Below are 15,126 nucleotides of genomic sequence, written 5' to 3' on the forward strand. Positions count from 1 at the left end.
TGATCCCCCGGCGACCTTTACGGCAGTTAGGATTACACTCCCCGGGAAGGTACTTAAGGAAAGTGCTTACCTGGTAAGTGTTTTTATCCTACGGGGCAGTCATGGATATTCAGATAATTTCACGCAATGGCGAGCCCGAATACGCGGTCTTGCCTTGGGATCAGTACCAGGCGCTGTTAGCCGCCGCCGGTTCGCAGCGACCCACGCCAGCGCCGGTGTCGTCCAATCCCCAGGCCGCTCCCGCAGAGGACCAGCGCGCGCTTGCCGACCTGCGCGGTCTGCGCGAAGCCAAGGGCCTGGCCATTGAAACCCTGGCGCGCACCGTGGGCATCAGTCCGTCATACCTTGGTTTGATCGAAAGTGGCGAGCGCCAGCCCGATGCCGCAATCCGCCGCAGTCTTGCCTGGGAATTGGGCGTTGCCGGCTGGAGAGATGAATCGTGAGCCTGCGTATCAGCCGTCAACACTGGGACGGGCTACTCAACGAACTCGACCAGGCGCGCCGCCAGCGTCACCTGCTGACCTACCGCGCGCTGCTCGAGCGTCTGCAATTTCCTTCGCCGGCCATGCAGACCCTGGCCGCCGCCCTGGAGCATCTGGCCGCTCTCGACGCCAAGGCCGATCAGCCATTGCGCAGTTCCCTGGTGATCAGCCAGGGCGCCAGCCGTCTGCCGCGCACCGGGTTCTTCGAGTGCGCCGAGCGTCTCGGGCGTTTCAGCGGGCCCTCCGATGGCGTGGCGGCTGCCTCCTGGCATGCGTCGGAAGTGGTGCGGGTGTTCGAGTATCAATACCCGGAATCCGCCGAGGCCTGAGGCGTCTGCGCCAGCGCGTCCATGCTGTTGATCACATGGATGCTGTAGCCCGCCACGTCCTTGGCGTGGTGCTTGGCCTGGGACGCCAGTTCCGCCAACCGGCTTGCATCCAGTTGCGCACAGGCCTGTGGGTATAAGTGCACCACGCCGATGGACAGCGACAACAGCGCAAATTCCTGCCGCACGCCCTGGCGGTTGAGGGCCACGAAGCAGCCCGCATCAAGGTGTTCGGCGCGGTAAAAGCGCCGGCATTGGGTGTGGAAGTCATCCAGCAGTTGATTGAGCCGCTTGCGCCAGTCCTGCGGGCCCAGCACCAGCAAAAAATCATCACCGCCGATATGCCCGACAAAATCACGGCTGGGGTCGACCCGATCGTTGAGGCATTGCGCCAGGCACAGCAACACTTCATCCCCGCGTCCATAACCGTAGATATCGTTGAATGGCTTGAAGCTGTCGATATCCACGTAGCAGATCACCGACTCACGCTGCTGATGCAGCAACCGCGTCAGGCATTGCTGGATCGGCACATTGCCGGGTAGCAGGGTCAGCGGGTTGGCATGGCGCGCCTGCTGGATTTTCAACTCGGTGATCAGCTTGAGCACATCGATCACTCGACCCAGGCCCAGGTAGTCGCCGTTCAGGGTGATGATGAAGTCTTCTTCGATGCGTTGCCGCGCGCGGCTGGTGAGTAAGCGGCTGACCTGCTGCAAGGACTGGCTCAGTTCCACCGCCAGAAAGTCTGCGCTCATCAGCCGGCTGATCGGCTTGCGCGCGAACAGATCGGTGGCAAACGGCTTGAGCAGCGCGTCCGACAGCGAATGCCGGTGCACGATGCCAATCGGTTGACCCAGCCCATTGAGCACGGCCAGGGAATTGAGGTTGGCCTGGCGGCGAAAGGCCTCGAGCACCTTTGCGGTCGCGGTGTCCTGATGCACGGCCGGCTGCTCGTTGAGCAATGCGCTGAGGTCGCCGGCCTCTTCATTGAGGGCGACGTTGGCATTGTCCGGCTTGGGCAGCATCAGGCGCGCTTCCTGCGGCGGATGTTCCTCAGGCCTGCAGAGCAAGTAGCCCTGGACCAGGTCGACGCCCATTTCCGTCAGCACCGCCAATTCTTCCGGCAGTTCAATGCCCTCGGCAATCACCTGGGCACGGGACGCCCTGGCGATCTGCAAAATCGAGCCGACAAACTCGCGCTTGAGCGCATCCTGGTGAATGCCGTCGATAAAGTGCCGGTCGATCTTCACGTAGTCCGGGCGCAGTTCCGACCACAGGCGCAGGCTGGAATAGCCGGCGCCGAGGTCGTCGAGCGCGATGGCAAAGCCCATGTCGCGATAATGATGCAGCGCCTTCTGCAGCAGGTCGAAATCGTCGGTGGGCGTCTGCTCGGTGAGTTCGATCACCACCTGGCTCGGCGGGATACCGAATTCGCGCAGCAGTTGCAGGGTGCGCCCAGGCTGGTGGGCCGTCTCCATCAGCGAGTGCGGTGAGATATTCAGGAACAGCTTGCCCGGCAACTTCTGCTCGCTGAAGCGCCGACAGGCACTCGTGCGGCAGGCCATTTCCAGTTCGCTGAGGCGCCCGGCCTGGCCGGCCACGGCGAACAGGGCGACGGGGGAGTGCAGCGTGCTGTTGGACGGGCCACGGCTCAAGGCTTCATAGCCGAGGATGCGTCGTTCGGAGAGGCAGACAATCGGTTGGAACAAGCTGTGCAAACTGCCTTGAGCCAGGATAGCGCCCAGTGCATTCAGCTGTTCGATCATGGTCATGGCGATCTCGGTCAAAAAAAAGGACCGCATGCGGTGAGCATGCAGTCCTTCATTTCACGACAGAATGATGTCTATATGATGACACTCCAAGGAGCGATCACCTTAAATCTCCATCCTTTACTGCTTGGCCACCTGTTTGCTGATTTTCAGGTAGTCCAGCAGGATCCGGCCGGTCTCGGCCAGGTAAGCGTCGTCTTCCGGCTTGGTTTTTTCCGCCTCGGTCGGCAACGCGTCTTCGTCTTCTTTCTTCAGTTCCTTGAGTGGGTCTTCGCCCTTGGCCTTGCGGCGCACGTTCTCCAGGGCCAGTTGCTGGCTCTCGATGTCGGCATGCTGCTTGCGACGGTCCACTTCGTTGAGGCTGACGGTTTTCTCTTCCATCAGCTTCTTGGCCAGGGCCAGCTTGTCGCGGATGAACACGAACTCGGCATCCTTGGCGGAGCGGGTGTCGTGGTCAGCCTTCAACTGCGCCAGGAACGGTTTGAACGGGTCCGACGCCGGCTTGATCGCAGGACGGATGGTGTCCCACGGCATGGCTTCGGGCAGGGCGCTTTCGCCGATTTCCTTGGTGTCGATGATCGACGGGAAATCGATGTCCGGCAGTACGCCCTGATGCTGGGTGCTCTGCCCGGAAACCCGGTAGAACTTGGCCAGGGTCAGCTTCAGCTCGCCATGGTTGAGCGGCTGGATGGTCTGCACGGTGCCCTTGCCGAAGGTCTGGCCGCCGACGATCAACGCACGGTGGTAGTCCTGCATGGCGCCAGCGAAAATCTCCGAGGCCGAGGCCGAAAGGCGGTTGACCAGCAACGCCATAGGGCCTTTGTAGAAGGCGCCCGGGTTCTCGTCTTCCAGTACGTCGACACGGCCGTCGGCATTGCGCACCAGCACGGTCGGGCCCTTGTCGATGAACAGGCTGGTCAGCTCAGTGGCTTCCTGCAGGGAACCGCCGCCGTTGTTGCGCAGGTCGATGACCACGCCGTCGACTTTTTCTTTCTGCAGTTCGGTGAGGATTTTCTTCACGTCACGGGTGGTGGACTTGTAGTCCGGGTCACCGGCACGGAACGCCTTGAAGTCGAGGTAGAAGGCCGGGATCTCAATCACGCCCAGTTTGTAGTCCTTGCCGTCCTGCTTGAGGTTGAGGACTTTCTTCTGCACGGCCTGGTCTTCGAGCTTCACCGCTTCGCGGGTGATGGACACGATCTTGCTGGTCTGGTCGTTCGGTGCGTTGGTGTGCGGAATCACTTCCAGGCGCACTACGCTGCCTTTGGGACCGCGGATCAGCTTGACCACTTCGTCCAGGCGCCAGCCCACCACGTCGACCATCTCTTTGTCAGCCTGGGCTACGCCGATGATCTTGTCCGCCGGAGCGACCTGCTTGGTCTTGTCTGCCGGACCTGCCGGCACCAGGCGCACGATCTTGACCTGGTCGTTGTCGCTCTGCAGGACGGCACCGATGCCTTCCAGCGACAGACTCATGTTGATATCGAAATTTTCCGCGTTATCCGGCGACAGATAATTGGTGTGCGGGTCGTAGGACATTGCGAAGGTGTTGATGTAAGCCTGGAAGATATCTTCGGCACGGGTCTGGTCCAGACGTGCCAGCTGATTCTTGTAGCGCTTGGTCAGCAGCTCTTGAATGGCCTTGGGCTCTTTGCCGGCGATCTTCAGGCGCAGCACTTCGTCCTTGACGCGTTTGCGCCACAGGTCGTCGAGGGCGGCGGTGCTGGTCAGCCAGGGGGCGTCCTTGCGGTCCACCAGAAGGGTTTCCTTCTGGGTGAAGTCGAGCTTGTCGACGCCTTTGTTCAACTCACCGAGGGCGAAGTCCAGACGCGCTTTGACGCGGTCCAGATAGCGCTTGTAGATGGTGAAGCCGGGCTGCAGGTCGCCGCTCTTGAGGAAGTCGTCGAACTGCGTCTTCCATTTGTCGAACTCAGCGATATCGCTGGCCAGGAAGTAGCTGCGCGACGGGTCCAGCAGCTTGAGGTAGCTGTCGTAGATGATCACCGAGCGTGCGTCGTCCAGCGGCGGCTTGCTGTAGTGATGACGCTTGAGCAACTCGACGACGTTAAGGCTGGCAATTACCTCATCGCGATCAGGCTGAAGGTTGTCCCAGCTGTTGGCTGCGAACGTATTGGTCGACATCGACGCGAAGCCGAGACCAATGAAAAGAGCGAGGGCGGTGCTGGGGAACAGATGCTTCATGCTGATTCGACGCGGGGGCAATTGATAACGCATATTAGGCCGTCTTTGAGGGAGCCGGTTCCATATGGTCCGGTCGCATAATGCAAAAAGCCCGGCGCTACTGCTACGGGCTCAGTCCGGACTCACTATGGAGGCACTGTGAGAGCATTGCAAGGCGTTGACGGTGATGGGGTGGCCTGGAACAACCCGCTCCTACACCCTGTGTAGGCCCGATCGACTAACGCCCGCCCTGTTACCGGATTGAAATGCCGTCACTGTGGGAGGGGGCTTGCTCCCGATTGCGGTATGTCAGTGAAGACTTTTTCATCTGATACACCGCAATCGGGAGCAAGCCCCCTCCCACCGTTGATCAATGTCAGACCCACTGATGGATCGGCCAGCCGGCCTGTTCGGCGTGGGCACGCAATACCGGATCAGGGTTCACCACCTGCGGGTGATCGACCTTCAGCAGCAGCGGCAGGTCATTGCGCGAGTCCGAGTAGAAGTACGCGCCCTCCAGCGTTTCACCTGTCTGTTCGAGCCACTCCAGCAAACGCGTGATCTTGCCTTCGCGATAGGTCAGCACCCCCACGGTCTGACCGCTGTACACGCCATGGCTCACGTCCAGGTCAATCCCCAGCACTTCATCAATGCCGATACGCGCCGCAATCGGCGTGACCAGGTGCGTGCCCGATGCGGATATCACCAGGATGCGGTCGCCGTTCGCACGGTGGCGGGCGATGGTTTTGGTCGCGTCGCTGTAGATCAACGGCTCGATCACGTCCTCGACCCAGGGGTCGACCAGGTGTTCGATTTCTGCCGGCGTGCGCCCGATCATCGGCTCCAGGCTGAAGTCCATGAAGTCTTCCATGCGTAACTCGCCTCGGCTGTAGGCGTCCATCAGCTCGGTGTTGCGGCGCATGAACGACTCGGGGTCGACCCAGCCCAGGCGGCCCATCTGCTCGCTCCACAGGGTGGCGCAGTCACCGTGGATCAGGGTGTCGTCCAGATCAAAAATTACCAATGCCATCCGTGATGCTCTCTCTTTCGTCAGTCAGTGCCGGTCAGGCTACTTCACACAGTGCGGCTGGGTCGATGGAAAGTGCCAGGCGCTGGCCGTCCGGGTAGAGGTCTTGCGCCGAGCGGTTGAGCACGTCCACCACCAGTTCCACGCCTCGGGCTTCGATGCGGTAACGGATCACGTTGCCCAGCAGGCTGTGGCTGCGCACCAGCGCGTCGAGTTCGCCGCTGAGGCTCAGTTCGATGGCCTCGGGGCGGATCGCGATGCGCCCGTGGATCGGCCGCTGCAACAGCTGGCTGGCTTTGCCGGCGTCGAGCAGGTTGTAGTTGCCGATGAAGCCGGCGGCAAAGGCATCCACCGGCGCGGTGTAGAGGGTCTCGGCGTCGCCGCTCTGCACGATTTTGCCCTGGTTCATCAGGAAGATGCGGTCGGACATGGTCAGCGCTTCCTCCTGGTCGTGGGTCACAAAAATCGTGGTCAGCCCGAGCTCGCGCTGGATCTGGCGGATCTGTTCGCGCAGGTGCTTGCGAATCCGCGCATCCAGCGCCGACAGAGGCTCGTCCAGCAGCAACAGGCGCGGGCGGGTGACCAGGGAGCGGGCCAGCGCGACGCGCTGGCACTGCCCGCCGGACAGCTGGTGCGGGTAACGCCCGGCGAACTCGCGCAACTCCACCAGTTGCAGCACATCCTGCACGCGCCGGTGACTGTCGTCGGTGTTGACCTTCTGCATGCGCAGGCCGAAGGCGACGTTCTGTTCCACGGTCATGTTGGGGAACAGCGCGTAGCTCTGGAACACCATGCCGATGTGACGTTTCTGCGGGCTCAGCGGGACAATGTCCTGGCCATCCAGCAGGATTTTCCCACTGTCCACCGAGGTCAGGCCGGCGATGCAGCGCAACAGCGTTGACTTGCCGCAGCCGGACGGGCCGAGCAGGGTGACGAATTCACCCTTGGCGATCTCGCAGCTGATGTCGCTGAACACTGGCGTACCGGAATAACCTTTTTGCAGATGTTGGACGCTGACGAAGCTCATTGGCTTTTGTCCTTGTTCAAGATATTGGCGGCCCAGGTCAGCACCAGCACAAAGAAAAAGTAGGAAATGACGATGGCGCTGGTGAAGTGGCCGCTGCTGTTGCGCATGTTGTTCAGGTACACCTGCAGGGTCTCGTATTGAGTGCCCACGAGGATATTGGCGAACACGAACTCGCCAAACAGGAACGAGAACGACAGCAGCAGCGCCACCATCAGGCCCTTGCGCAGGTTGGGCAGCACCACCAGGATCGCCGCCTGCCAGGTGCTGGCACCGAGCAGTTGCGAGGCGTCCATCAGGTCGCGCAGGTTGATGGCCTGCAGGTTGTTGGTGATCGCGCGGTACATGAATGGCAGCGCCACGGTGAAGTAGCAGCCGATCAGAATCCACGGCGTGCCCACCATCGCCAGCGGCCCGGAACCATACAGCTGCAACAGCCCCACCGACGACACCACCGGCGGCACCGCGAAGGGCAGCAGGATCAGAATGTTCATCAGCGCATCGAGCCTTGGGAAGTGGTAGTGCACCACAAACAGCAGCGGCAGAATCAGCACCACCGACAGCGCCAGCGCGCCGACGCACACCAGCAGCGATTGCCCGAAGGCCATCAGAAAGCGCGGGTCACTCCACAGTTGCACGTACCATTTCACAGTAAAGCCGGCGGGCAGGATGGTTGCCGACCAACTGCTGGCAATGGAGTAGACAAAGGTGCCGATCAGCGGCAGCACCAGGATCGCAAACAGCAGGTACACCACTGCGCGGTGGTAGAGGGAGGCCGGGCCGGCGTCAGCGCGAGACATGGTAGCTCCTCTTGAGCAGCAGTTGATGGACCGCCGTGACCACGGTCATCAGCGCCACCAGCACCACGGCCAGGGCACTGGCCATGTTCGGGTCGAGCGAAACATCACCAGAGACCAGGCCTGCGATGCGGATCGGCAGCACGTTGAAGTTGCCGGTGGTCAGCGCGTAGACCGTGGCGTACGCACCGAGGGCGTTGGCCAGCAGGATCACGAACGTGCCCAGCAGCGCAGGCGTGAGCACCGGCAGGCCGATATGCCGCCAGAACTGCCAGCCATTGGCCCCCAGCAGCGCGGCCGATTCACGCCAGTCTTCGCGCAATGCATCGAAGGCTGGGTACAGCAGCAGCACGCCCAACGGAATCTGGAAGTAGGTGTAGAGGATGATCAGGCCGGTTTTGGAATAGAGGTTGAAGTCCTGAATGATCCCGGCCTGCTTGAGCATGATGGTGATGCTGCCGTTGAAACCGAGCAGGATGATGAACGCGAAGGCCAGGGGCACGCCGGCGAAGTTGCTGGTCATGTTGGTGAAGGCGGTGACGAAGTTGCGCAGCGGTGAGTCCACCCGGCGCAACGAGTAGCTGCCAAGGGTGGCGATGAGGATGCCGAACACGCTGGAGTAGAAGCTGATTTCCAGGCTGAGCTGGATGGCCTGCAGGTAGAACTTGGAGCTGAAGATACGGGTGAAATTTTCCAGGCTCCAGCCGGCTTCTTCGGTTTGCACGCTGTTGATCAGCACCCACACCAGCGGGGCGATTTCGAACACCATGAAGAACAGGGCGAAGGGCACCAGGCAGAGCAGGGCCAGCCATTTGCCGCGGGTCAGTGAGTTCACGCGAGCAGCTCCCGGCAGACAGGTTTGTCGTGGGGCACGCCGAGCAGTTCGCAGACCGTGCCGCACAGCTCGGTCTGTGTTGGCGCAGCGTCAGGGTTGAGGCTGAAGGCGTCGCCGAGGACAAACAGCGGCACTTCACGTTCTTCCGGCAGCAGGCCGTTGTGGGAGCGGTCGTTGTTCATGCCGTGATCGGCGGTGACCAGCACCTGGTAGCCCGCGTCGAGCCAGCCTTGCAGGTAGTCGGCCAGGATGATGTCGGCCGAGCGCGCGCTGTTGCGGTATTGCGCGGTGTCGAGGCCGTGCTTGTGGCCGGCGTCGTCGATGTTCATCGGGTGTATCAGCAGAAAGTCCGGTGCGTGCTTGAGCCGCAGGCTCTCGGCGTCGGCAAACAGATGGGAGTCGGGGTAATGGTCATTCCAGTAGAAATGCCCGTGCTGGATCGACAATGTCGCGTCGTCTGTGTGGCGGTCGCGGGCGGCGAGGAAGGGCGTGCGGTTATACAGCTCGCTGATCCAGTGATAGGCCGCCGCCGCCGTGGTCAGGCCGGCATCGGTGGCGTAGTGGAAAATGCTGCGCTGGTTGGACAGGCGCGCGACCTGGTTGTGCACGATGCCGCTCTGGATCGGCGGCACACCGGTGAGGATGCATTCATACAGCGGGCGGGACAGGGCGGGCAGTTCACATTCCACTGTGTAGAGGGCTGCGCGTCCTGCGCCGACATAGGCCTGCAAGTGTCCCATGGCGTGCCTCGCAACCTCGACGTTCAGGCCGTCGAGCACGACAAGGATGACAGTGTGCTTCATGGGGGCTGGCGCTCCGCAACAGAGGGGTTGACTCGATACTGGCTGTAGGACCGGACTCAGTGTGGGAGGGGGCTTGCTCCCGATAGCAGTGTGTCATTCAACAGATTCATTGACTGACCTGCTGCTATCGGGAGCAAGCCCCCTCCCACAGACACCGATTGCGGGCTTACTTCATCTCTACGATGACCTGCTCGTTCCACAGCTGTGGCAGCTTCTTGGAGGTCGCTTCCCAGGCATCCGCGTCCTTGATCGGCTGCGGGTTGGCCTTGGTGTACTGCTCGGCTGGGATCAGGTTTTTGGCGATATCGGCCGGCAGTTTCAGGTCGGTTTCGGCACGGATCGGACGCGCATTGCCCTTGGCCAGGGCGAGCTGGCCGGCATCGCTGAACACGTATTCGCGTGTCAGCTTGGCGGCGTTGGGGTGCTTGGCGTATTTGTTGATGATGGTGGTGTAGCCGGATTTCACCGAACCGTCCGATGGGATCAGCACCACGTAGTCATCCGGGTTGGCCATCTTGGCTTTATAGCTCAGGCCGTTGAAGTCCCAGACGATGCCCACCTCGACTTCGCCCTTTTCCATGGTGGCAATGGTCGGGTTGGACAGCGACAGGCGACCTTGCTGGGCAATCTTGGTGAAGAACAGCAGGCCGGGCGCGATGTTCTTTTCATCGCCCTTGTTGGCGATGGCAGCGGCGAGTACCGCGTTGGATGCCTGGGCCGCAGTGCTTACGTCACCCACCGACACCTTGTACTTGCCGGTTTGCAGGTCTGACCAACTGGTCGGCACTTCGGAGCCGTGCAGCAGTTTCTTGTTGACCACAAACGCGATGGTGCCGGTGTAGGCCAGGGCCCAGTGACCGTCCTTGTCTTTCGCCCAATCCGGCACCGAAGCCCAGTTGGACGGTTTGTACGGCTGCGTCACGCCTTGCTTGACCGCGAGTGGGCCGAAGGCTGCGCCCACGTCGCCGATATCCCCGCTGGCGTTGTCTTTTTCGGCTTTGAACTTGGCAATTTCCTGGGCCGAGCTCATGTCGGTGTCCATGTGCTTGAGGCCGTAGAGCCGGGTCATGTCCGCCCAGATGCCTCCCCAGTTGGCCCAATCGTCGGGCATGCCGAGGCTGTTGACGGCGCCTTCACTCCTGGCGGCCGCTTCAAGGGTTTTCAAATCGGTATCAGCGGCCATGGCGGTGGTGCACAGGGCAATGGTCGAGCCTAACAGTGATGCCAGGAAAAGCTGTTTCATCCGAAGCTCCTTTGGGCGTATTCAACGCGGCGTTGTAGCGGGCGGTGTTGTTGGTCTAGGTCAGAGCAATACCTGAGCCAATCTAGACGCGATGGATGACAGTTTCGTGTCGATGTCGTTTTTGAAACGCCAATGTCGTCTGGCGCTGACTGAGCGTAGACCATGCTCAAATGCCCGCAGGCCCGGGACTTGGCCGATGTATTGCAAGGTTTGCTGGCGGGCCGTGCAGCGGCTGTCATCTGTCGGTCATCTGCACTGCCTAGGCTGATACGGCAAGAAACAGGAGCGGTTATGCGGGGTTTTGTGCCCCCCAATGGTGCTGGTCTAGTCCAGATAGGTAACGTTGATGCGGGATGAGGCAATCAAGGCGGTAACTTCCATTGGCCTGGCGCTGCAGGAGCAGATCAACCACGGCCTGCTGGCGCCGGCGAGCAAGCTGCCGGCCGAGCGCAAGCTCAGCGAGCTGTTCGGCACCACACGTATTACGGTGCGCGAAGCCTTGTTGCAGTTGGAGGCTCAAGGGCAGATTTACCGCGAGGAGCGCCGTGGCTGGTTTGTCTCGCCGCCACGACTGGCCTACAACCTGATACAGCGCAGCCACTTTCACGCCATGGTGGCCGACCAGGGCCGGGTAGCCTCCACCGAAGTGATTTCTGCGCGCCTGCAACCGGCGTCGGCGGCGGTGTGTGCGTGGTTGCAACTGCCGGCGTTGTCCAGCGTGATCCAGATCTGCCGCAGCCGGCGGATCGATGGCCGGCTGGTGCTGTACGTGGAGCACTACCTGAACCCGCAGTACTTTCCGGGGATTCTCGAGTGCGACCTGAATCAGTCGATGACCGAGTTGTATGCGCGCATTTACGACCTGCATTACGGTCGCGTGCGCTTTGAGATTGTGCCGACATCACTGCCGGTGGAGGCCGCCGCTGCGTTGCGCGTGTCGGCGGGCAGCCCGGGCTTGCGCATTGCCCGGGTCAATTATGACCAGCACCAACGGTTGATCGACTGCGACCTGGAGTTCTGGCGGCATGATGCGATTCATGTGGGGGTTGATGTGGTGTGAGAGACAAAGTGCGGGAGGGAGCAAGCCCCTCCCGCAGGTTAGGTGTCAGTCGGTGGAGAGGGTCTTGATCACCTGAGCAACATTGGTTTCCAGCTCTGCCACCGGATCGGCACCGTCGACGTTCAGCACCAGCAACTTCGCGCCGCCTTCGGTGATGGCAGCCTTCACCGGCTCACTCGGCTGGCGATGATGCAGCACCACCGCCACATCGTTTTCCTTCAGCTCAGCGCTGAGTTTTTGCAAATCCTCGGGCGTCCACTGGGCGTCGGGGCGGGCGTCTGTGCGCAATGCTTCCAGGTTCAGGCTGCTGACCAGATAAGCGAAATGATCGCTCAGGCTGACCACGCTCAGGTTGTCCGCCTTGGCCAGCCGTGCCTCGCTGTCGGCGTTGAGCTGGAGCAGGCGGTGTTTGAGTGCGGCCAGATTGGCGTCGATCTTCGCCTTGGCGCCGGGTGCCAGACGGCTGAGGTCGGCGGCCATCACATCGGCCATGCGTCCCATATTGTTGCTGGACTGCCAGGGCTGGCTGTTCAGCCCATCGGCGGCACCCGGCTGCAGGGCGATGCCCGGCAAGCCACCGTCCACCGGTCGCCCGGCATCGACCTCGACAATCCGGATGTTGCTGCGGCGCGCCACCGGGTAAAGCGGGTCGTCCGGCCACAGTGAGCGCAGCCCGATGGCCGCGTCGGCGTCCTGGGCAAGCGTGCCCAGCGCCTGGGCGCCGCGCCCGGTGAAGTAGGACACCTGCCGCGAGCCGGGCAGGTTGGCCGGCGCGGCGCGCTCCAGTTGCACATCGGTGCCGTTGAGCAGCACCTCGGCGAGGCCGTAGGTGATGGGCAGTGAAGCCAGCACCTTGACCGGCTTGACGGATTTGGCCTTGATCAGTGCGGCATGGCCGAGCCCGTGATTGGCGACGAAATCCTTGGTGTGGAAGCCATCCACCACGGCCAGCGCCGGTGTACTGAGCAAGCAAGCGATGGCCAGAGCCATTGGGCGACATACAGGGCGCATTTATCCAAGATTCCCTTTGAGGCTGGGCACGGTGCCGCGCGCGATGGCGGCCACGGCGAAAGCGATACCGGCCACCAGAATGATCGCGGCGCCGGACGGAACAGGCAGGTCGAAGATGATCGGCAGCAGGATGCCGCACAGGGTGCTGACGGTGGCGATCAGCACCGAGATCCAGAAGAACCCCTTGAGCGACTGGCTCAACAAACGCGCCGCCGCCGCCGGGATCACCAGCAGCGCACCCACCAGAATGGCGCCGATCACCTTGACCGCCGCCACGGTGATCAGCGTCACCAGGATCACGAACAGGTAGTCCAGGGTCTTCACCGCCACCCCGCGCACTGCCGCCAGCTGCGGGTTGAAGCTGGCGAGCATGATGCGGTTGTACAGCGGCAATGCCAGCGCCATCACCAGCGCACCGACAATCGCCAGCACCAGCAGGTCATTGCCGTTGACCGTCAGCACCGAGCCGAACAGCACGTTCTCGAGGATGTGCACGTTGATCTTGCCAGCCAGGATCAGCAGCAGGCTCGCACCCAGTGCCAGGGACACCGAGAGAAAGACGCCGATCAAGGTATCCGGCGCCAGGCCGGTGCGGTTGCGCAGGTAGTTGAGCAGGATGCCGAACAGCAGGCAGTAGCCGAACAGGCTGCCATAGGGCCCGGTGTAGGGCTCGCCGAGCAGGATGCCCACGGCCACGCCGGTCAGCGCGGCGTGACCGACTGCCTCGGAGAAAAACGCAAAGCGCTTGACCACCACCAGGGTGCCGAGGCCGCCCAGCACCGGGCCGATCAGCAGGCCGGCAAGCAGGGCGTTGACCACAAAACCGTAGGCCAGTGCTTCCGGCAGGTAGCCGGACGAGGCCCATCCCTGAACCATCAGGCGAAACGCTTCATAACTCATTGCGCCGGGCTCCGAGGATGGGTGGAAAACAGCGTCAGCAGGCGATCCGGGGTGAGCGCCTCTTTCGGGGTGGCGTCGAACAGCACGCGGCGGTTCAGGCCGGTGACGCGATCCGCCAGACGGCTAACGGCCTCCAGGTCGTGCTCGATCCACAGCACGGTGATGCCGGCCAGGCGCCAGTCGTGCAGGAGGCGCTCGAACACCTGGATGCCCGCCTCATCGAGGGCCGCCATCGGTTCGTCCAGCACCAGCAAGTGCGGGCCCGGAATCAGGCCCTGGGCCAGCAGCACGCGTTGGCGTTCACCGCCAGACAGCGCGCCCATGCGCCGCTTGCGTTTATCCTGCATGCCGACGCGCTCCAGCGCCTCGCCAATCGCCGCCGCGTAATGTCGGGACAGGCCGAGAAACGCAGGGCGGCGCTGGCACATGGCGGCCATGAAATCGTCCACCGTCATCGGCAGGCCGCGGTCGAATTCCAGCGCCTGTGGCACGTAGCCGATGGTGCCGGGGCTGTGCGGCCACGCCAGGCTCAAACGGCCCTGGTGCGGCGTCTGCCCCAGCAGGGTCTTGATCAGCGAGCTTTTGCCGCCGCCGTTGGGGCCCACCAGTGCATGGATGCTGCCTGGCTGCACCTGGAAACTCACGCTGTCCAGAATCAGCGTGCGGCCCAGGGTAAGGCATACCTTGTCGAAATCGATGGTCGGGCCGACGCTGGCAACGTTGAGCTGTTCGGCCACCGTCATGCCCCCGACTCCTGAATCGCGCGCACCACCGTGTTGAGGTTGCCGGTCATTTCCACTTCATACTTTTCGGCGCTGTAGTCGCCGTAGGAAATATGCGACAGCGGATACAGTTTGACGCCCGACTCACGCTGGATGGTGTCGACATAGGTGGATGGGAAATCCATCTCGGAGAAGATCACCTTCACGTCCAGTGCACGCAGCTCGTCGATGGTCTTCTTCAACTGGCTGGGGCTCGGCTCGATGCCATGGGCCGGTTCGACCACGGCGGTGACTTCCAGGCCGAACTCGCGCAGCAGGTAGTCGTAGGCTGCGTGCACAGTGGCCACGCGCAAATCCGGGTTGGGTGCGCGGGTGAGCTTGGCCAGGGCGTCGGCGCGCATCTGGCGCAGGCGTTTGCCGTAGGCGCGGGCGTTCTGTGTGTAGGTCCTGGCGTTGTCCGGGTCGAGCTTGCCCAGCTCGCGGGCGATGTTGTTGACCTGGGCAATCGACGCGCTGATCGACAGGAAGGTGTGCGGGTTGACCACCTTGCCCGCACCGCGCGCGGCGTTGCCGGTGGCAGCCAGCAGTGGCACGTTGGCGTTGGCCTCGATCACGGGAATGTCCGGGCGCTCGCTGGTGGCGATCATGCGGTCGGCGAAGTCGTCATGGCCGACGCCGTTGAGCACGATCACGTCGAGGGTGCCGATGCGTTTGATGTCTTCGGCACGCGGTTCGTAGGCGTGGGGGTTGAAGCCGGCCGGGATCAACGGCACCACGTCGGCCTTGTCGCCGACAATGTTCGCCACGTAGCTGTAATAAGGGTGCAGGGTGATGCCGATGCGCAGGCGTTTGGCCGCCTCGGCGTTGGCGAGGGGCGCCAGCAGCAGACTGAGCAGGCCAACCAGTAACAGGCGCAACAGGGGAGATGAAATGGACATAAGCACTCGGT

At 62.3% G+C, this 15,126-nt stretch carries 15 protein-coding genes; 3 read left to right on the forward strand and 12 right to left on the reverse strand.

Annotated elements, in window-relative coordinates; genetic code table 11:
- Window positions 1-101 precede the first annotated feature (101 nt).
- Window positions 102-443, forward strand: a complete 342-nt coding sequence (locus RHM60_RS00110) for a helix-turn-helix domain-containing protein (RefSeq protein ID WP_209980780.1) — start codon at window positions 102-104, stop codon at window positions 441-443.
- A complete protein-coding gene (locus RHM60_RS00115) occupies window positions 440-811 on the forward strand; it encodes a hypothetical protein (RefSeq protein ID WP_209980783.1) in 372 nt (123 codons plus the stop codon). The genes RHM60_RS00110 and RHM60_RS00115 overlap by 4 nt, the downstream gene beginning before the upstream one ends.
- Here the strand turns inward: RHM60_RS00115 and RHM60_RS00120 are convergent.
- From RHM60_RS00120 to RHM60_RS00155, 8 genes are all read right to left on the reverse strand, one after another.
- Entirely contained in the window at window positions 784-2,577 is a 1,794-nt protein-coding gene (locus RHM60_RS00120) for a bifunctional diguanylate cyclase/phosphodiesterase (protein WP_322214670.1), read from the reverse strand. The genes RHM60_RS00115 and RHM60_RS00120 overlap by 28 nt on opposite strands.
- A gap of 117 nt (window positions 2,578-2,694) precedes the next feature.
- Window positions 2,695-4,776, reverse strand: coding sequence for a carboxy terminal-processing peptidase (locus RHM60_RS00125; RefSeq protein WP_209980785.1), 2,082 nt, complete (start codon window positions 4,774-4,776; stop codon window positions 2,695-2,697).
- A 355-nt stretch (window positions 4,777-5,131) separates the two neighbouring features.
- Window positions 5,132-5,785 (reverse strand): HAD family hydrolase, encoded by a 654-nt coding sequence (locus RHM60_RS00130; protein ID WP_322213221.1) that lies wholly within the window; start codon window positions 5,783-5,785, stop codon window positions 5,132-5,134.
- Window positions 5,786-5,819: 34 nt separating this feature from the next.
- On the reverse strand, window positions 5,820-6,809 hold the full coding sequence (locus RHM60_RS00135; RefSeq protein ID WP_231423260.1) for an ABC transporter ATP-binding protein: 990 nt from the start codon (window positions 6,807-6,809) through the stop codon (window positions 5,820-5,822).
- On the reverse strand, window positions 6,806-7,606 hold the full coding sequence (locus RHM60_RS00140) for an ABC transporter permease (RefSeq protein WP_209980791.1): 801 nt from the start codon (window positions 7,604-7,606) through the stop codon (window positions 6,806-6,808). The genes RHM60_RS00135 and RHM60_RS00140 overlap by 4 nt, the downstream gene beginning before the upstream one ends.
- Window positions 7,593-8,372, reverse strand: a complete 780-nt coding sequence (locus RHM60_RS00145) for an ABC transporter permease (RefSeq protein WP_231423328.1) — start codon at window positions 8,370-8,372, stop codon at window positions 7,593-7,595. The genes RHM60_RS00140 and RHM60_RS00145 overlap by 14 nt, the downstream gene beginning before the upstream one ends.
- A gap of 62 nt (window positions 8,373-8,434) precedes the next feature.
- Window positions 8,435-9,241 (reverse strand): alkaline phosphatase family protein, encoded by an 807-nt coding sequence (locus RHM60_RS00150; RefSeq protein ID WP_231423257.1) that lies wholly within the window; start codon window positions 9,239-9,241, stop codon window positions 8,435-8,437.
- Between the two features lie 166 nt (window positions 9,242-9,407).
- Entirely contained in the window at window positions 9,408-10,484 is a 1,077-nt protein-coding gene (locus RHM60_RS00155) for an ABC transporter substrate-binding protein (RefSeq protein WP_231423255.1), read from the reverse strand.
- Between the two features lie 346 nt (window positions 10,485-10,830).
- On the opposite strand from RHM60_RS00155, the gene RHM60_RS00160 reads away from it, so the two are divergent.
- A complete protein-coding gene (locus RHM60_RS00160) occupies window positions 10,831-11,544 on the forward strand; it encodes a UTRA domain-containing protein (RefSeq protein WP_057008221.1) in 714 nt (237 codons plus the stop codon).
- 45 nt (window positions 11,545-11,589) lie between these two features.
- Here the strand turns inward: RHM60_RS00160 and RHM60_RS00165 are convergent, their stop codons facing one another.
- The 4 genes from RHM60_RS00165 to RHM60_RS00180 are packed head-to-tail and all read right to left on the reverse strand — an operon-like array spanning window position 11,590 to window position 15,115.
- Entirely contained in the window at window positions 11,590-12,555 is a 966-nt protein-coding gene (locus tag RHM60_RS00165; RefSeq protein WP_322213224.1) for a metal ABC transporter solute-binding protein, Zn/Mn family, read from the reverse strand.
- Window positions 12,556-13,455, reverse strand: coding sequence for a metal ABC transporter permease (locus RHM60_RS00170; RefSeq protein ID WP_003231872.1), 900 nt, complete (start codon window positions 13,453-13,455; stop codon window positions 12,556-12,558). It lies immediately after the preceding gene.
- On the reverse strand, window positions 13,452-14,198 hold the full coding sequence (locus RHM60_RS00175) for a metal ABC transporter ATP-binding protein (RefSeq protein ID WP_322213225.1): 747 nt from the start codon (window positions 14,196-14,198) through the stop codon (window positions 13,452-13,454). Before RHM60_RS00175 ends, RHM60_RS00170 begins: the two co-directional genes overlap by 4 nt.
- Window positions 14,195-15,115, reverse strand: a complete 921-nt coding sequence (locus RHM60_RS00180; protein WP_209980802.1) for a metal ABC transporter substrate-binding protein — start codon at window positions 15,113-15,115, stop codon at window positions 14,195-14,197. The genes RHM60_RS00175 and RHM60_RS00180 overlap by 4 nt, the downstream gene beginning before the upstream one ends.
- Between the last annotated feature and the right edge of the window lie 11 nt (window positions 15,116-15,126).

Source organism: Pseudomonas sp. MH9.3, from assembly GCF_034354675.1.
In the GTDB taxonomy this organism is placed as follows: Bacteria; Pseudomonadota; Gammaproteobacteria; order Pseudomonadales; family Pseudomonadaceae; genus Aquipseudomonas.